Genomic DNA, 17,207 nt, shown 5'->3' with positions numbered 1-17,207 from the left:
CTGCTTCACCACACCCCCCGCCCGCGACGGATTCGCCACCGCCGGACCAGTGTGGCGTAATCGCGGTCTATTCCTCCATCTCCCTGGTGGATGGACGACTGAACGGGTGCAGTTCGGGGTGTCCGGGACGTACCGCCGTCGGCAGTTCGCTCGCATGGTGGCGTCGCCTCGGACATCCCACGATCCGCCGCTGCGGCGCGGATCATAATTGGTGAGGAGAAACCCGATGAGTACAACGTCCACGGTCGAACGACCCCGTCGATTCGGCAGAGCCCTGCTGGCGGCTGTCACCGCGATCCTGGCCGCCGGCACGATCATTCTCACGGGCGCGGCTCCGGCGCAGGCGACGGACTCCGGTGGTGATGGCAGCCCCACCGGTTGCTCGCAGACCAGCACTGTCGCCACCGTGCCCATCCACGGTTCGCGGGGCGCCCTCGCGGGCAAGGCGATCGGGGAACTTCAGCTGCGTTGGTCGTGGTCCTGCCACGGAAACTGGTCGCGGGTCGTCCTGTACGGCGGAATGTACTCGAACCCGGTGACCGTGGAACAGGTCGTCGAATCGGAGGGCCGCAGGGCGAGCGCGTACGACCCCAATCTGCTGACGGGCGCCGGTGGAACAAGTGCCTGGTCACCTTATATTCGGCTGGCGAACTCGCAGAGCACGGCGTGCGTGCAGGCGTGGCTGTCATCGGACTTCGGCACGCTCAATTACCACACCAACGGTGCGCGCTTGTGCGTCTGACGTCGTGAGCCTCCGACCCGGCGTCCGTCACCGCGCATGCGGGTGGCACGCCGGGTCGGAGGCTGTCGGATGGGCCCGTCGATCTGATCCACCTCCGACGTGCCGTCCGGTCCGCGCCGGATGCGCGCGCCGGGCCGGTCGACCCGCGATGATGGTTGCGTGAAGGCGATCTACTCCGACGACGGCGATCCGGCGGTGGACCCCGGGGCGGTGCCCGGTCTGCGCCCCGTGACCGACGGGGCGACCGACGCCACGTCCCGCACGCTCGAGGTCGACGGGGAGACCTTCGTTCTCCGCCCGAACGGGCTCGGCGGCACCGACTACGCCTGGCTCAGCGGGCCGAACCCTGGCTACGGCTTCGGTGTGGGCCCGACGGCGGACCTGTCGGCTGACGAGCACACCAAGAACATCCGTGACTTCCTGGACACCGTCGACCCGAGCACCGGATACCTGGCAGACGACTGAGCAGCGGGACGGTCGACGGTCCAGCTCGTGACGCGGGGCCGGCGATGTCCTAGGATGCTTTACGGGGGGTGACGAGCCTCGCTGCGCTCAGGGTGTCACCACCCCGCCCGTCACGTGGGGCCGCCGCCGGCCGGCGCCGGGTGCGGTGGCAGACCCAGGTTCCGTACCCGGAAGACTGTGGCATTGAGCCACATCAGCGGCTGGATCAGCAGGTCGACGCCGATCAGAAAGCAGAGCGTCCCCACCCCGGCCGGCCCGCCCATCAGCCACCCGGTTGCGAGCAGGGTCAGTTCTAGCGCGCCCTTGGCCAGCCAGAACGGCCACCGCCAGCGCTGCACCATGGCGATCGCGAGAAGGTCCATCGCCCGGATGCCGAACCCGCTCATGATGATCAGCGCCGAACCGTACGCACAGCATGCGGTGCCGGCGGCTAGCAACGTCGCCGCGGGTGCCGGGGCGAGGCGAACCGGGTCGAGGATCAGCAGCCCGTCGATGGCGCTGCCGCAGAGGAAGAACGTCAGCATGGGGGAGAGCACCGGTCGGCGACGGGTCCACACGGCGACGATGGACACGCAGGTGACCGCGACGGCGGCCTGGGCGATACCGATCGTCCCGGGTACGTGGCGCAGCAGGCCGAGCGCGAACGTGTCGAGCGGATCCGTGCCGAGGTGCGAGACGATGAAGAAATACGCGCCCAGCGAAAAGAAGAAGCAGCCGATGAGATAGGGAAAGGCTTTGTCGACGGCAGGGCGAACAGGGGCGGCAGGCATCCAGGTCTCCGATTGTCGGGGGCCGTCTGCCTGATGGGGCGGTTCGTGACGTCGGGAGCAGGCGTCCGGCACGTCGGGAGTGCGCGCATCCAGGTGGCGGTGGCCCCTGCCGGAGCCGGCACGCAGCTGTCGCGCGCTGATCGGTCGAGCATGGTCGCGATGGGCGATAACGTCGGAGCGTGTTCGCGTGGTCCGAATTCTGCCGCACAGCTTGGCTTGATCGCCATCAATGTCTTAGTCGTATTCGACCGCGCGGGACGCCGGATGGGCCCGTGTTCGGCCGACCCTGGCGCCCACCCCTGGTGACCAGCGGTGGTCACCAGGGGTGAGAGATGCATCACACAGGGTTCGTGGCCACCGTGACCTCGGCACCGTCGCACGGTGAACGGCCGGCGCGGCGACCCCCTGACGCCGCGCCGGCCGGGTGCGGGCCCGACGGTGCCCGACCGACCGTTGGTCGGCCCGCCCGCGACCTACCCGTCCAGGTGTCCGGTGTGGGCCAGCCGGTGGTACCAGTGGGCGCTGTCCTTCCAGAGGCGTTCCTGGGTGTCGTAGTCGACGCGGATGATGCCGAAGCGGCGGTCGTAGCCGTAGCCCCACTCGAAGTTGTCCAGCAGCGACCAGACGAAGTAACCCCGCACGTCCACGCCCTGCGCGCGGGCGTCGGCCACCGCGCCGATGTGCCGGCGCAGGTAATCGATGCGCCGGTCGTCGTGGACCCGCCCGTCCGCCGCGACCACGTCGTCGAACGCTGCGCCGTTCTCGGTGATCATCAACGGTTGGCCCGGGTAGTCGTGCCGCAGCCGCAGCAGCAGCTCGGTGAAGGCCGGTGGGTCGATGTTCCACCCCATCGCCGTGTACGGGCCGGGTTGCGGCAGGAAGTCGACGTCCTCGGCACCCACCCACGGCGAGTGGGTCGACGCGCCGTGCCCGTCGGCATCGGAGCGGGCCGAGTGTCCGTCCCAGGCGCGGACCAGGGTGCTGGAGTAGTAGTTGACCCCGAGCACGTCCAACGGCACCGCGATCAGCTTCTCGTCACCGGAGCGCACGAACGACCAGTCGGTGACGGCGGCGGTGTCGGCCAGCAGGTCGGCCGGGTACGCCCCGTCCAGCATCGGGCCGAGGAACGCCCGGTTCGCCAACGCGTCGATCCGCCGGACCGCGTCGCGGTCGGCATCCGACCCGGACGCGCCCCGCACGACGTGCAGGTTGAGCGTCACCGACAGCTCGGCGCTCGGCACCAGCTCCCGCACCACCCGCCCGGCCAGGCCGTGCGCGAGGTTGAGGTGGTGCACCGCCGCCAGCGCCGCCGCCGGTTCGGTGCGACCGGGCGCGTGCACGCCGGAGCCGTACCCCAGGTAGGCCGAGCACCACGGTTCGTTGAGCGTGGTCCAGGTGTGCACCCGGTCGCCGAGCGCGCCGACGATCCCCGAGGCGTACTCCTCGAAGCGCAGCGCCGTGTCCCGCGCCGGCCACCCGCCGGCGTCCTCCAACTCCTGCGGCAGGTCCCAGTGGTACATGGTGGCGACCGGCCGGATGCCGCGCTCCAACAGGCCGTCGACCAGCCGCGCGTAGAAGTCCAGGCCGGCCGGGTTGAACCGGCCGGAACCGCCCGGCTGCACCCGGGGCCAGGAGATCGAGAAACGGTACGCGGACAACCCCAGCCCGGCGATGTGGTCGAGATCCTGCGGCCACCGGTGGTAGTGGTCGGCGGCCACGTCGCCGGTGTCGCCGTTCAACGTACGCCCGGGGGTGTGGCTGTAGGTGTCCCAGATGGACCGCCCCCGGCCGTCCTCGGTGGCCGCGCCCTCGATCTGGTACGCCGCCGTGGCCGACCCCCAGACGAAGCTCTCCGGGAAGTTGCGTGCCGTCATCGTCCCGCCCTCTCCGCGCCGACCACCACGCAGTGGTAGGCCGACGATTCGCCCGCCACCAGCTCGGCGGTGGCCACCCCGTCACGGAAACCCACCTCGAACTGCGCACCCGGGCCCCCGTCGGGCGACGGGATGCGCACCCGGTGCCGTTGCCCCTCGGCCGGTGCGTAGAGCCGCAGCTGCACCCCGTCGGCCCAGTCGTAGTCGGGCCGGTCGCAGCGCGCCCCGAACCCGATGACCGCGCCGGGGCGGGCGAGCACCGGCAGACTGTCGTACTCGTGTTTCTCGGTCACCCACGCCGGGCCGGTGAGCTGCGCGCCGGTGACCAGGTGGGTCCACGTGCCGGCGGGTACGTAGAAGGTGACCTGCCCGTCGGCGCTGAGCACCGGTGCGACCAGCACGTCCGGGCCGAGCATGTACTGCCGGTCGAGGTGCGCCACGGCCGGGTCGTCCGGGAACTCCACGATCATCGGGCGCATCATCGGGATGCCGTCGCGGTGCGCCTCCTCGGCCGTCGCCGCCAGGTACGGCATGAGGCCGAGCTTGAGCCGGGTGAAGTGGCGCAGCACCTCCACGGCCTCCTCGTCGTACGCCCACGGCACCCGGTATGAGCCGGAGCCGTGCAACCGCGAGTGCGACGACAGCAGGCCGAACGCGATCCACCGCTTGAACACCGCCGGGTCGGGGGTGCCCTCGAAGCCGCCGATGTCGTGACTCCAGTAGCCGAAGCCGGACGACGCCAGGGACAGCCCGCCGCGCAGCGACTCGGCCATCGCGACGAACGTCGACTCGCAGTCGCCGCCCCAGTGCACCGGGAACTGCTGGCCGCCGGTGGTGGCGGAGCGGGCGAACACCACCGCCTCACCCTCGCCGCGTTCGGTCTCCAGCAGCTCGAAGACCGCCCGGTTGTAGAGGTAGGAGTAGTAGTTGTGCATGCGCTGCGGGTCCGACCCGTCGTGCCACACCACGTCGGTCGGGATGCGCTCGCCGAAGTCGGTCTTGAAGCAGTCGACGCCCATGTCCAGCAGCGACTTGAGCTTGCCGGTGAACCAGGCCACCGCGTCGGGGTTGGTGAAGTCGACGAGCGCCATGCCGGCCTGCCACTTGTCCCACTGCCACACCGACCCGTCCGGGTTGCGTACCAGGTAGCCGGCCTCGCGGCCCTCCTCGAACAGGTACGACCGCTGCGCGATGTACGGATTGATCCACACGCAGACCTTCAGGCCCCGCTCGTGCAGCCGGCGCAGCATCCCCTCCGGGTCGGGGAAGGTCGCCGGGTCCCACACGAAGTCGACCCAGTGGAACTGGCGCATCCAGAAGCAGTCGAAGTGGAACACCGACAGCGGCAGGTCCCGTTCGGCCATCCCGTCGACGAACTCGGTCACCGTCTTCTCGTCGTACGACGTGGTGAACGACGTGGACAGCCACAGCCCGTACGACCAGGCGGGCACCCGGGCCGGTCGGCCGGTCAGCGCCGTGTAGCGGCGCAGCACGTCCTTCGGGGTGGGCCCGTCGATGACGTGGTAGGTGAGCGACTGGCCCTCGACGCTGAACTGGGTCTGCGCGACGACCTCCGAACCGACCTCGAACGACACGTGCTCCGGGTGGTCCACGAACACCCCGTAGCCGGCGCTGCTGAGATAGAACGGCACGTTCTTGTACGCCTGCTCGCTGGCGGTGCCGCCGTCGGCGTTCCAGATGTCGACCGTCTGACCGTTCTTCACGAACGGGCCGAACCGTTCGCCCAACCCGTACACCGTCTCGCCGACGCCGAGCGCGAGCCGTTCGTGCACGTACCGGCGGCCCTCGCCGTCGGTGGCGATGCCGACGCTGCGTGCGGTGGACGCGGTGACCAGCCGGTCGCCGTGCCGGAACTCGACCCGCCAGCCGTCGACCAGCGCGACCCGGACGGTCAGCTCGCCGGTGGTCAGCGACGCGCTGAGTCCGGTGATGTCGACGGTGACCGGGTGGGTGTGGTCGGTGCTGACCCCGAAGTGGGGTTCGCGGGGCAGCCCGCCGCTGTGGTGGCCGATGGTGACCCCGACGACGCCGGGCGCGGGGGAGAAGAAGCGGGCGGTGACGACGGGCCGGTTCAGCGTGTCGCCCCGGCCGTTGATCTGCCCGGACGGGGCGAAGACGGTGAAGCCGCGCTCGTCCGGCTCGACCGATTCGACCGTGCCGGGGCGCAGCACGCTGACCCCCGGACGCAGTTGCCAGTACCCGTCGGTGAACTTCACTTCTCGGCTCCTGCCGTGATGCCGCGCGCGAGGGTGCGCTGGAAGATGAGGAAGAACAGGATGGCCGGCACCAGGCTGATCAGCGCACCGGCGTTGGTCGTCGGGGCGTCCATCAGCCGGTCGCCCTGCAACGATGCGAGGGCGACCGGGATGGTCTGGGTCTGGTTGTCGATCAACATGACCAGCGGGATGAGGAACTCGTTCCAGGTCCAGATGAAGAAGAAGATGAGCAGGACGGCGAGGGTGGGCCGCAGGTTGGGAAAGACCACCCGCCACAGCACCGTCCACTTCCCGGCGCCGTCGAGCGCCGCGGCCTCCAGCAGCGCGCGGGGGAACGTGCCCAGCACCGAGGCGAGCAGGTACGTGCCGAACGCGCTCTGGATGACGGTGAAGATGATGATCACCGACAGCCGGGTGTTGTAGAGGCCGATCTCCTTGGCGACGTAGTACAGCGGATAGATCAACGCCTCCTGCGGCAGCATGTTGGCCAGCAGGAACAGCCCGACGATCCACAGCCGGCCGCGGACCCGGCCGATGCCCAGGGCGTACGCGTTGAGCAGCGACACGATGACGCCGAACACCGCCACCGACCCGGCGATGAGCGTCGAGTTCCACAGCTTGAGCGGGAAGTTCACCTCCGACCAGTACGTCCGCAGGCCCTGGGTGTAGAACTGCGTCGGCCAGCTCAACGGGCCGCCCGACGAGTAGTCACCGGGCGACTTGAACGCGTTGAGCAGCATGAACGCGAACGGCACCAGCATGACCAGCGCGCCGACGGTGACGCCGGCGAGCACCACCCAGCGGCTGAGGCCCCGGTGGTGCCGGTCGCGCACCTTCGGGCGGATCGGGACCTTGGTGATCGTCGCGGTCATCTCAGATCCCCCGGTCCCGGCGTTCGCTGCGGGCCTGCACCCCGATGAAGACCACGGCCACCACCACGATTATCACGGTGAGCACGGTGGAGATCGCCGAGCCGTACCCGACCTGGAGCTTCTTGAAGAACGTGTAGTAGGCGAAGTACGACGGCACGTTGGTGGCGTTCTCCGGGCCGCCCCGGGTCAGCGCGTAGATCGGCCCGAACACCTTCAGAGCGGCGATGGTGCAGGTCAGGGCGACCACGAAGGTCTCCGGCCGGATCTGCGCCAGGGTGATCGCCCGGAACCGGTGCAGCCAGTTCGCCCCGTCGACCTCGGCCGCCTCGTACAGCTCCGGGTCGACCCGCTGCAACGCCGCCATGAACACGACCACCGGGTAGCCGATCTGCACCCAGATCATCACCGCCATCACCGCCGGCAGCGCGGTGTCCGGGTCGCCCAACCAGTCGTGGCGCAGCGCCCCGAGACCGATCGCGTCGAGCGTGCTGTTGAACGCGCCGTCGGGGCGCAGGATCCAGCCCCAGACGATGCCGGCGACCACCACGGGCAGCACCTGCGGCAGATAGAACGCGGCCCGCAACGCCGCCGCCGTCCGGGGCCGGAACCGTCGCCCGACGACGTCGAAGAGCACCGAGGCGAGCAGCAGCCCGACCAGGGTCGGCACCACCACCATCGCGACGATCATCGCCACGGTGTTGCGGAACGATGCCCAGAACACCTCGTCGTGCAGCAACCGCTGGTAGTTGTCCAGGCCGACGAAGGTGGGGTCGCCGACGCCTGACCACCGGGTCAGCGACAGGTAGCCGGTGCCGACCAGTGGCACGCCGATGACCAGGATGAACAGCACCGCTCCGGGGAGCAGGTAGAGCCAGTACGCCGCGTCGCGGCCACGCGGTCGACGGCGGGACGCAGGCGCAGGCGTGGGGGTGGGGGTGGGGGTCGCCGCCGGTGGTGTGCCGGCGACGGTGTCGGGGACTGCCATGCAGGATCCTTCCCGGCAGGGCGGGCGGGCGTGCCGGTCGTACCGGGCACGCCCGCCGCTCGCCGTGTCACTTGCCGGTGATCTCCTTGACGCCGTCGGCGTACGGCTTGGCGATCGTGTCGAGCACCTGGTCGGGGGACTTGGATCCGTTGATCAGCGCCTGGAACCCGCCGACCAGCACGTCGTAGTAACCGGGCACCGGCCAGTCCGGGTAGAAGGCCAGGCCGTCCTGCTTGCTGACCGTGTTGAAGTCCTCGATGAGCTTGCGGTCCTTCGGGTCGGCGATCTTGGCGGGGTCGCCGGCCACCGGGATGCCACCGTTGTTGCCGATCAGGTCCTGGACCTCAGGGCGCAGGGTGATGTCGATGAAGTCGTACGCCAGGCTCTTGGCCTTGCTGTTGGTCGGGACGACCCAGATGTTGCCGGACGAGCCGGCGTTGAGGGTGTTGCCCGGGAACAGGAAGGTGTCCCAGTTGGCCTTCATCTCGGCCTTGAACCGGCCGTACCACCAGCTGCCCGAGACGATCATCGGGGTCTTGCCCGCGATGAAGGCGGTACCCATGTCCTCGGCCTTGAGGCTCGACGAGTCCTTGGCGACGTAGCCCTTGCGCACCCAGTCGGCGAAGGTGTCCGCGCCGTACTTCAGCGGGTCGGCGCGGAAGTCGACCGGGTTCTTGTAGAGCTGGTAGTTGTCGACGAACTGCCGGTCGGCCTTTGCCAGGGCCAACTGGTAGAACAGCTGCCCGGCCGGGTATTCCGCGCCGGCCATGCCCAGCGGGGTGATGCCCTTGCCGACGAAGGTGTCCATCGCGGCGGTCAGCTCCGCCATGGTGGTGGGCACCGTGACGCCGTTACGGTCGAACAGGTCCTTGTTGTAGTAGACCGTGACGTACTCCCCGTAGTTCGGCACGCCGAACCAGTTGCCCGAGCCCATCACGCCCTTGTCGCTGTACCGCGCGGTGGTCTGGAGGCTGGGGCTGAGCTTGCCGGCCCAACCGCGCTTCTCGGCCTCGCCGCTGAGGTCGGTGAGCAGTCCCTGCGACGACAGCAGGCCGGCCGTCGCGTTGCCCTTGTTGTACTCCATGATGTCCGGACCCTCGGACGAGTTGATGATCATGCCGGCGTTCTGCTGGATCTGCTCGAACGCCTTGCGCTCGAAGCGCACCTCGACGCCCGGGTGTTCGGTCTTGAAGATCTCGATGGCCTTGTCCCAGCCGACCCCCATCGCGCTGTTCTCGCCCTCGTAGTGCCAGAGCTTGAGGGTCTTGGCCCCGCTGTCGTCACCGCTGTCGTCGCCCCCGCAGGCGGCCACGGTGGTCGTCGCGGTCGCCGCCAGGGCGATCGCGGCGACGATCCGGCGGAATCGCTGCATTGCTATCCTCCTCGTTGAGTATCGAGCCCGGTACTTCACTGGGTCCGTCGTCGCGTTGCCGCGCGGCGACGGGCCGTTTTACCTGGTCAACCCCCATCGGGGTGACGGCTTCGTGGTGCTGCGGTCGATCCCCGGATCTCCAGCGCGCACGGCAGCAACTGCTGGTGGCGCTCGTCACCGGCCCCGTCCAGGTGGCGCACCAGGGCCTCGACCGCGATCCGGCCCAGCGCCGAACCGGGGGACGTCATCGCGGTCAGCGCCGGGGTGGCCAGCTCGGCGACCTGCGGCGAGGTGACCATCGAGACGACCGACACGTCGTCGGGCACGGCCAGCCCCCGCCCGGTCAGCTCGCCGAGGATGCCGAAGACCGCCGTCTCGTTCATCGCCAGCACGGCCGTCAGGCCCGGCGTCCGTGTGATGGCGGCGGCCAACGCGGCCCGGCCACCGGCGGCGCTGTCCTGCGCCGGGATCATGACCGGTTCCAGGCCGTGGCCGGTCATCGCCGTGACGAAGGCGTCCCGGGTCCGCAGCGCCGGCCCGTAACCGCTGGCCAGGGTCTCGGCCGAGTGGTTGACGTAGACGATCTGCCGGTGTCCCAGGCCGACCAGGTACGCCACCGCCTCCCGTACGGTCTGCTCGAAGTCGATGTCGACGTAGGAGAGCCCGGCGGTGTCCCCGGTGCGCCCGATCAGCACCAGCGGCACCCCGGCCTGCTGGAGCGCGCCGACCCGCTCGTCGGCGAGCTGCACCTCCATCAGCACGACGCCGTCGAACATCCGCTGGCTGGCCAGCCGACGCAGCCCGTCGAGGTCGCCGCCCCCGCCGACGGGTGACAGCACCAGGTGGTAGCCGACGGCGCTGGCCGCCGCGGCGGCCCCGGTGACGAACGCCGTCTCGGTCGCCCCGAGGCCGCGCTCGTCCATCGGCAGCAGCAGGCCCAGGATCCGGCTGCGGCGACTGGCCAGACCCCGGGCCATGGCGTTGGGCTGGTAGTCGAGCTGGGCCATGGCGGCGAGCACCTTGGCCCGGGTGCCCTGGGAGATCGGCCGGGCTCCGGTGAGCACGTAGGAGACGGTGCTGACCGAGACCTGCGCCAGGCGGGCGACGTCCTGCATGGTGGCCACCGCGCACCTCCTCCGGGCAGGCAGGGAACCGTGTTCGCCGGCTCGTCGAAGCGGTTCGACGAAGCGGTTCGACAGACGCTAGACCCGGTGTTACGGCGACGTCAATAGCCGATGTCGGAAGCGGTCAGCTCGGCACTTCCCGCCTGTGCCGCCCGCCCGGTGGTCGGCCGCGTCCTTCCGCGTCGACGCCGGGTGGCCTGGGACGGCGCCCTGGCCACCCGGCGCCGGCGGTGACCGGACGCCGGCGCAACGGCGGCACACCCGGGGAGTTCGCTACCCGAGAACCAGCTGTCCCAGTTCCTGGGTGCATCGGGTGAGCGCGACGTAGAGGCCGTTCCAGCCGCGCGGCCCGGCGGCGATGCCCTGGGGATCGATGAGGAGCGCCGCATCCCATTCCAGGCCCTTGGACTGCACCGCGGTGAGCACCGGGACGTCAGCCAGTGCGGCGTGGAGTTCGGCGATGCGGTCGGCGGGGGCGATGACGCCCACCGTGCCGCCGTGCCACCGCTGCTGCAACTGTCGCACCGCCCGGGCGGCGGTGTCGGCAAGCTCCGCAGGGGCGACCGTGAGGACCCAGGGGTCGATGCCGCAGGAACGCACCGCCCGGGGCGGGGAGTTGTGGCTACCGGCCTGCCTCAGGACGGGCCCGGTGAGGTCCATGACCTCGCGCGGGGTGCGGTAGCAGATGGTCAGCTCCGCAGCGGTCCACCGCTGTCCGAAAGCCGCCTGCACCGCCTGTGCCCAGGTGGTGTGCCGGTGCGCCGCCTCCGTCTGATCGATGTCGCCGACCGCCGTGACGGAACGGCTGGGACAACGCCGCAGTACCATCTGCCACTGCATCTCGGACAGCTCCTGCGCCTCGTCGATGACGACGTGGCCGTACACCCAGCCGCGCTGCCGGCGAGCGTGGTCGGCGACGAACTCGCCCTGCGGCGGCGGGGCTTCGACCTCGCCCAGCAGGTCGGCGACCGCGTCGAGCAGGGGGATGTCGCTCGAAGCCCACGGCGCGGGCTCCGTCGCGACGGCGGTGATCTCCGCCGCGGACAACTGGGGGGCGAAGCGGGCGAGCAGGGCGCGGTCGGTCACCAGACCCCGCAACAGGTCTTCGGCGTCGAGGGTGGGCCACCATGCCTCGACGAACCGGGCGATGCTCGCGTTCTCCGCGATTCGACCACGGAGGGCGTCGATCTCTTCCTCGGAGAGCAGCCCGTCGACGTCACTGCCGGTGGGCCCACCGGCGGACCGGTGGTCGTGCTGCATGCTCCGGTCGACGCGGGCGAGGATGTCCTCGAAGCCCTCGTCCATCGCGTTCACCAGCGCCTCGCGTTGATCGACGACGGCTTCGGTCAGGAGGTGGTGCAGCTGCTCGGCGCACGCCTGACGGGCCCGGTGATAGGGGCGTCCCCGCACCGAGGCGAGTACCTGGGCGACCGTCCCGGCGGGGATGGCGTAGAACTCGCCCTCCCAGCGCAGCGTCAACTCGCGGGGGCGCGGGAACAGCGAGCCGACGTAGTTCTCGAGCGCGGCCTGCCAGAGGGCCCGGCCCTTGATCTCGGCGAGGGTCCGGCTCTCGTCGCGGCCCACGCGGATGTCGGGCAGCAGGGTGTCGCAGGTCGCCGAGACGACGGCGGTCTCACCGAGAGCGGGCAGCACCTGGGCGATGTACTGGAGGAACCGCGGGGAGGGGCCGAGGACCAGGACCGCCTGGTCGGCCATTGCCGAGTGGGCGAACAGCAGGTAGGCGACGCGGTGCAGGGCCACCACGGTCTTGCCGGTGCCGGGACCGCCCTGCACGATCAGCGGGCCGGTCGCCTCCGCCCGGATGATGTCGTCCTGTTCGCGTTGCAGCGTGGAGATCGCCGCCGACATGTGACCGGTGCGCCGCTGGTCCAGGGCGGCCAGCAGCGCCCCCTCACCGACGAGTTCCGCTGTCATGGTCCCGTCCAGCGGCTCGTCGTCCACCCCGACGACCACCTGTCCCGTCGTGCGGATGTGCCGCCGTCGTGCCTGCCCCTGCGGGTCGACAGCGGTCGCGGTGTAGAACGGCCGGGCCGCGGGAGCGCGCCAGTCCAGCAGCAGCGGCTCACCGTCCTCGTCGTCGTTGCGCAGGCCGACCCGGCCGACGTGCCGCACGGTGCCGTCAAGACCGTCGAGGCGGCCGAAGACCAACCGTTCCTGCGCTCGCCGCAACTGCTCGTACTGCTGGCGGAGCATGCGCAGCCGCGCCCGTTCCAACACGTCCAGGGCAGCTGAGGAAAGCTCGGCCTGTAGATGGTCGACAAGACTGTCGCGCCGCGCCACGGCCGAGTCGAGGAACTCCTGTTCCTCGGCGACCGCGGCTCGGCGCGCGGCCTCCGCTGCGGGGGAGGTTGGTGCTCCACTGCGGGCAATTGCCGTGGTGACGTCAGCGATGCCATTGTCCAGAGCAGATTTCCGACGCATTCGCAGATCCTCGGACTGGTTCTTTTCCTGCTACCCGACCGGCCGCAGGTATTTCGGCGACAAGCATAGGGTCGCGGTCTCGTCGGCGTGCCGTGAAATCGGCGGCGGAGACAAGCGTCTCAATACCTCACAGTTTCTTGCCGATTGTGGCCTCATCCCATCTGGACGGGTCGTGCCGGCCCTTTCGCGGGCGGGTGCCGGTGGCGGGATACCACGTGGGTGGTCGTGGACGACGTGGTGCGGGGCCGCCGGGCCGGCCCGGCGCGACCCCCGCCGGCGTCGGCTGTCGAGGAGGGGCGGCCGACGGGGGCCGGCGGCCACAGGCGTTGACAGGCTTCGATGCCTGCGTTAACTTCTGGGAAAACATGAATGCAATGATCTCGACATTTTGTCGACGTCCCGCCGCGTCGGCATCACGCTGCCCGACGCCCGACCCAGGGAACTGTCGTGACCACTTCGCTCGCCTCCGTACAGAATCCGTCCACCCTCCGCCGACTGGCGTTGATCTCCCTGTCGGTCGTGCTGGTGGTCGCCGGCATCGTTCAGGGATCGCCGTCGGCGTCGACGGCCGCACCGAGGGTCGCGGCGACGCCCACCACCCCGCCCGGGTCCTACCCCGGCCCGGGTCGGGTGACCGGGGACGTCGGGGTGCACGACCCGACGGTCGTGATCCGTCCCGGTGGAAGTTACCTGCTGGCCCACACCGGCGACAACATCGCGCTCAAGACCTCCACTGACCGGATCGCGTTCCGCAACGCGGGCACGGTGTTCCCCGGCGGCGCACCGTGGACGACGACGTACACCGGGGGCAGTCGTAACCTCTGGGCGCCGGATCTATCCTACCGTGACGGCCGGTACTGGTTGTACTACTCGGCCTCGACGTTCGGCTCCAACCGGTCGGCGATCTTCCTGGCCACGAGCACCACCGGGGCGTCGGGGAGTTGGACCAACCAGGGTCTGGTGATCGAGTCCCGGACGTCGGACGACTTCAACGCCATCGATCCCAATCTGGTGGTCGACGCTTCCGGCAGGTGGTGGTTGAGCTTCGGGTCGTTCTGGTCCGGTATCAAGATGGTGTCGTTGAATCCGGCGACCGGGAAACGCGCCGACACGACCGTGCGGAGCGTCGCGGGCCGCAACGGGGGTGCCATCGAGGCGCCGGTGATCGTGCGGCACGGCGCCTACTACTACCTGTGGGTGTCGTTCGACCGGTGCTGTCAGGGGGCGGCGAGCACCTACCGGGTCATGGTGGGCAGGTCGACCTCGGTCACCGGCCCGTACGTCGACCGTAACGGGGTGGCGATGACCGCCGGTGGCGGCACCCAGGTCCTCGCCGGACACGGCAGCATCCACGGCCCCGGCCACCAGGCGGTGTTCACCGACACCGACGCCGAAGTCCTCGTCTACCACTACTACGCCGACAACGGCACCGCACTGCTGGGCGTCAACCTGCTGGGCTACGACAACGCCGGCTGGCCGTTCGTCTACTGACGGCGACCACGATCCGACGGTGCGCCCCCGGTCAGGATGGCGACGGTCGGGGGCCGCCGTCCAGCGCGGCGGTGAGGCGGGCGGCGACCGCGGCCACGGCGGCCCGCAGCTCGGGACCCTCCTCGACGGTGAAGTCGAACGGGACGGCGGCCAGCCACTCCTGGGCGTACATCCGGGCGTTGGTCGTGCTGCCGGTCAGGACGCACCGGTCGCCGGTAGGCTCCAGGCGGCCCATCGTCGGCCGGACCCACGGTGCCACCCGCTCGTAGGGCTCGTGGAACACCACCCGGGTCGGGTACTTCCACCCGGAACCCAGGTGCGCCTCCAGGGTGGCCACGGGGTCGAGATCGTCGGGCGGGATGAACCGTTGCGGCAGGTGCCGCACGGCCCCGATCCGGTCGATGCGGTACGTGCGGATCGCGCCCGCCCGGTGCGAGTGGCACAGCAGGTACCAGCGGCCGAAGCGCACCACCACCGCCCACGGGTCGACCACGGCCTCCCAGGACTCGCCGCCTTCGGTCGTGTAGGTGAAGGCCACCTGGTGGTGGTCGGCCACGGCCGCCACCAGCGTGCTCGTCGTGGTGGGATCGGCGTGCGCCGACCGTCGGTCGGAGGCGGCTGCCGCGTACGCCCGCAGTGCCGCCGCCTGCCGTCCGACGCTGTCGGGCAGCGCCCGGATGAGTTTGCTGAGCGCGGACCCGACCAGGCCGTCGGCGTCGATCGCGGCCGGTTGCCCGTCGAGAACGGCCATGACCAGGCCGATGACCTGCTCCTGGGTGAAGACGACGGCCGGCAGCCGGGCGCCCCGGCCGAGGCGGTAGCCGCCGTAGGGCCCGCGCACGGACTCGACCGGGATGCCCGCCTCGCGGAGGATCCCGACATAGCGGCGCGCGGCGCGTTCGGTCACGCCGAGACCGGCGGCCAGCTCCTCGGCGGTCGTACCCGGGCGGTCCCGCAGGATGTCGAGCGTCCGCAGGGCACGGGCGGTGGGGCTGTCGGCATTCTCCACGCACCGGACGGTACCGGAAGTGGAACGTCCGGAATCGACGCTACGTTGTCGTCATGACTGATGAACAGATCGTGCTCGTCGGCGGCCTGTGGCTCGACGCCTCGGCGTGGGACGGCGTCGTCGCCGAGTTGACCCGGGTGGGGCGACACGCGGTGGCGGTGGACCTGCCGGGCCAGGGCGACGGGAACACGGCGGCGACGCTCGACGACCAGGTTGCCGCGGTGCTGGCCGTCGTGGACGCGGCACCGGCGGGGTCGGTGGTGGTGGGGCACTCGGCCTCCTGCGCCCTGGCCTGGTTGATCGCCGACGCGCGGCCCTCGACGGTCGCCCGGGTCGTGCTGATCGGCGGTTTCCCGCAGGCCGACGGGGACCTGTACGCCGACTTCTTCCCGATCGAGGACGGGGCGATGCCGTTCCCCGGCTGGGCGCCCTTCGAGGGCGCGGACGCGGCCGACCTCGACGAACGGGCGCGGGCGGAATTCCTGGCCACCGCCATCCCGGTGCCCGAGGGCGTGGCCCGGGGGACAGTCCGGCTGACCGATGCGCGGCGCTTCGACGTGCCTGTCGTCCTGGTGTGCCCCGAGTTCACCCCGGAGCAGGCCCAGGCGATGCTCGACGGGGGTGACCTGCCCGAACTCGCCAAGGCCCGGAAGGTCGACCTGGTCGACATCGACTCCGGGCACTGGCCGATGCTGAGCCGGCCGGTCGAGTTGGCCCGCATCCTGGCCGACCTCTGACGGACCCGGCAGCAGTTCGACGACCCCGATCTCGGCGACGACGACACGGCGGTACCGGGCGACGGTGAACGGGGGCGCACCGGCACGGTCGGGGACGTGCCTCGGGGCAGCGGCGGCTACCTCGCCCGTGGTGGGTGAGGTAGCCGCGCCGTGCCTCCCGGGCCCGGCGTGACCGGGCGGAGTGCGGTGGCCGGGGGGCGGATCACGGTTTTCCGGCCGGGCCCGGCTAGAGGGTCGCGTCGGCGGCCTCCCGGATGAGGTCGGCCAGCATGGCGGCCTCCGGGATGGCCACCGTGTGCGAACCTCCGGGAATCTCCACCGTCCGCCGGGAGCCCGCCCGTTCGGCCATGAACCGGTGGGCCGCGACCGGGATGTTGAGATCCTCGCTGCCGAAGAGGAACCAGGACGGCAGCGACTGCCAGGCGGGCTCGCCGGAGGGCTCACCCAGGGCCGCCTCGGTGATCGGCCGCTGGGTCACCGCCATCACGGCGGCCTGCGCCGTCGTCGAGTCGGCGGCGAACTGCTGGTGGTAGCGGTCCTGCCGGATGTAGAGGTCGGTCGCCCCGCCCGGGAGCGTGACGGGGGCCAGCGTCTCACCCAGGGAGCTGCCGGGGAACCGACCGGCCAGGTCGGCGGCGCTCTCGCCGGCGAGGGGGGCGAAGGCCCCGACGTAGACCAGCGCGATCACGCCGGCACCCGCCGCCGGCACGTTCGAGATCACCATTCCGCCGTACGAGTGGCCGACGAGGACGACCGGCCCGTCGATCCCGGTGAGCACCGCGCGCAGGTGGTCGGCGTCGTGCCGGACGCCGCGCAGCGGGTTGGCCACGGCCACCGCGGGGTAGCCGTCGTCGCGCAGTGCGGTGATCACCCCGGCCCAACTCGCCGATTCGGCGAAGGCGCCGTGGACGAGGACGACCGTCGGTCGGCCGGGCTGTGCGGTGGTGAGGGACATCGTCGGGTTCCTCCGGATAGTTGGCCGGGTGCCGGCTTCATTCTCGGACCACGGGCGTACCCCGGCGTGCGTCGACCGACCGGCTCACCCGGCCGGGTAACCGGGGTGGGGTGTCGACGGATGAGTCCGGGT

General features: G+C 70.7%; 14 protein-coding genes. 4 read left to right on the top strand and 10 right to left on the bottom strand.

The genetic code is table 11. The features are described 5' to 3' along the window. The first annotated feature begins 226 nt into the window (after positions 1 to 226). The gene (locus tag JQN83_RS14115; protein WP_208567586.1) at positions 227 to 742 is read left to right on the top strand and encodes a hypothetical protein; all 516 of its coding nucleotides are present in this window, start codon (positions 227 to 229) and stop codon (positions 740 to 742) included. A 159-nt stretch (positions 743 to 901) separates the two neighbouring features. After that, positions 902 to 1,207, top strand: coding sequence for a hypothetical protein (locus JQN83_RS14110; protein WP_208567585.1), 306 nt, complete (start codon positions 902 to 904; stop codon positions 1,205 to 1,207). A 110-nt stretch (positions 1,208 to 1,317) separates the two neighbouring features. Here the strand turns inward: JQN83_RS14110 and JQN83_RS14105 are convergent, their stop codons facing one another. From JQN83_RS14105 to JQN83_RS14070, 8 genes are all read right to left on the bottom strand, one after another. Continuing rightward, complete coding sequence (locus JQN83_RS14105) at positions 1,318 to 1,977, bottom strand: YczE/YyaS/YitT family protein (RefSeq protein ID WP_208567584.1); 660 nt, start codon at positions 1,975 to 1,977, stop codon at positions 1,318 to 1,320. Positions 1,978 to 2,450: 473 nt separating this feature from the next. Further along, on the bottom strand, positions 2,451 to 3,851 hold the full coding sequence (locus tag JQN83_RS14100) for a GH1 family beta-glucosidase (protein WP_208567583.1): 1,401 nt from the start codon (positions 3,849 to 3,851) through the stop codon (positions 2,451 to 2,453). Further along, the gene (gene yicI, locus JQN83_RS14095; RefSeq protein ID WP_208567582.1) at positions 3,848 to 6,088 is read right to left on the bottom strand and encodes an alpha-xylosidase; all 2,241 of its coding nucleotides are present in this window, start codon (positions 6,086 to 6,088) and stop codon (positions 3,848 to 3,850) included. Before yicI ends, JQN83_RS14100 begins: the two co-directional genes overlap by 4 nt. Then, complete coding sequence (locus JQN83_RS14090) at positions 6,085 to 6,960, bottom strand: carbohydrate ABC transporter permease (RefSeq protein ID WP_208567581.1); 876 nt, start codon at positions 6,958 to 6,960, stop codon at positions 6,085 to 6,087. Before JQN83_RS14090 ends, yicI begins: the two co-directional genes overlap by 4 nt. 1 nt (position 6,961) lies before the next feature. Continuing rightward, positions 6,962 to 7,945 carry a carbohydrate ABC transporter permease gene (locus JQN83_RS14085; RefSeq protein ID WP_208567580.1) on the bottom strand — a complete coding sequence of 328 codons (984 nt, stop codon included), beginning with the start codon at positions 7,943 to 7,945 and terminating at the stop codon, positions 6,962 to 6,964. A gap of 67 nt (positions 7,946 to 8,012) precedes the next feature. Further along, positions 8,013 to 9,317 carry an ABC transporter substrate-binding protein gene (locus JQN83_RS14080; RefSeq protein ID WP_208567579.1) on the bottom strand — a complete coding sequence of 435 codons (1,305 nt, stop codon included), beginning with the start codon at positions 9,315 to 9,317 and terminating at the stop codon, positions 8,013 to 8,015. 86 nt (positions 9,318 to 9,403) lie between these two features. Then, positions 9,404 to 10,432, bottom strand: coding sequence for a LacI family DNA-binding transcriptional regulator (locus tag JQN83_RS14075; RefSeq protein WP_244252456.1), 1,029 nt, complete (start codon positions 10,430 to 10,432; stop codon positions 9,404 to 9,406). A gap of 282 nt (positions 10,433 to 10,714) precedes the next feature. After that, on the bottom strand, positions 10,715 to 12,883 hold the full coding sequence (locus JQN83_RS14070) for a HelD family protein (RefSeq protein ID WP_208567577.1): 2,169 nt from the start codon (positions 12,881 to 12,883) through the stop codon (positions 10,715 to 10,717). Between the two features lie 447 nt (positions 12,884 to 13,330). On the opposite strand from JQN83_RS14070, the gene JQN83_RS14065 reads away from it, so the two are divergent. Next, entirely contained in the window at positions 13,331 to 14,374 is a 1,044-nt protein-coding gene (locus tag JQN83_RS14065; RefSeq protein ID WP_208567576.1) for an arabinan endo-1,5-alpha-L-arabinosidase, read from the top strand. A gap of 31 nt (positions 14,375 to 14,405) precedes the next feature. Here JQN83_RS14065 and JQN83_RS14060 read toward each other — a convergent pair whose 3' ends face one another. Next, positions 14,406 to 15,383 carry a helix-turn-helix transcriptional regulator gene (locus JQN83_RS14060; RefSeq protein ID WP_208567575.1) on the bottom strand — a complete coding sequence of 326 codons (978 nt, stop codon included), beginning with the start codon at positions 15,381 to 15,383 and terminating at the stop codon, positions 14,406 to 14,408. Between the two features lie 53 nt (positions 15,384 to 15,436). On the opposite strand from JQN83_RS14060, the gene JQN83_RS14055 reads away from it, so the two are divergent. Further along, positions 15,437 to 16,120: an alpha/beta fold hydrolase gene (locus tag JQN83_RS14055; RefSeq protein ID WP_208567574.1), complete on the top strand. Its 684-nt coding sequence runs from the start codon at positions 15,437 to 15,439 to the stop codon at positions 16,118 to 16,120. A gap of 226 nt (positions 16,121 to 16,346) precedes the next feature. Here the strand turns inward: JQN83_RS14055 and JQN83_RS14050 are convergent, their stop codons facing one another. After that, on the bottom strand, positions 16,347 to 17,075 hold the full coding sequence (locus JQN83_RS14050) for an alpha/beta fold hydrolase (protein WP_208567573.1): 729 nt from the start codon (positions 17,073 to 17,075) through the stop codon (positions 16,347 to 16,349). Between the last annotated feature and the right edge of the window lie 132 nt (positions 17,076 to 17,207).

The sequence above is a fragment of the Micromonospora antibiotica genome, assembly GCF_017599305.1.
Classification (GTDB): domain Bacteria; phylum Actinomycetota; class Actinomycetes; order Mycobacteriales; family Micromonosporaceae; genus Micromonospora; species Micromonospora antibiotica.
Note: the sequence above shows the minus strand (reverse complement) of the source record. Positions and strands in the feature narration are given on the sequence as shown.

Bases quoted from the DNA above. Each gene is read 5' to 3' on its own strand.
- JQN83_RS14115 (WP_208567586.1), top strand. From the start codon at position 227: ATGAGTACAACGTCCACGGTCGAACGACCCCGTCGATTCGGCAGAGCC.
- JQN83_RS14105 (WP_208567584.1), bottom strand. From the start codon at position 1,977: ATGCCTGCCGCCCCTGTTCGCCCTGCCGTCGACAAAGCCTTTCCCTAT.
- JQN83_RS14100 (WP_208567583.1), bottom strand. From the start codon at position 3,851: ATGACGGCACGCAACTTCCCGGAGAGCTTCGTCTGGGGGTCGGCCACG.
- JQN83_RS14090 (WP_208567581.1), bottom strand. From the start codon at position 6,960: ATGACCGCGACGATCACCAAGGTCCCGATCCGCCCGAAGGTGCGCGAC.
- JQN83_RS14085 (WP_208567580.1), bottom strand. From the start codon at position 7,945: ATGGCAGTCCCCGACACCGTCGCCGGCACACCACCGGCGGCGACCCCC.
- JQN83_RS14080 (WP_208567579.1), bottom strand. From the start codon at position 9,317: ATGCAGCGATTCCGCCGGATCGTCGCCGCGATCGCCCTGGCGGCGACC.
- JQN83_RS14075 (WP_244252456.1), bottom strand. From the start codon at position 10,432: ATGCAGGACGTCGCCCGCCTGGCGCAGGTCTCGGTCAGCACCGTCTCC.
- JQN83_RS14070 (WP_208567577.1), bottom strand. From the start codon at position 12,883: ATGCGTCGGAAATCTGCTCTGGACAATGGCATCGCTGACGTCACCACG.
- JQN83_RS14055 (WP_208567574.1), top strand. From the start codon at position 15,437: ATGACTGATGAACAGATCGTGCTCGTCGGCGGCCTGTGGCTCGACGCC.
- JQN83_RS14050 (WP_208567573.1), bottom strand. From the start codon at position 17,075: ATGTCCCTCACCACCGCACAGCCCGGCCGACCGACGGTCGTCCTCGTC.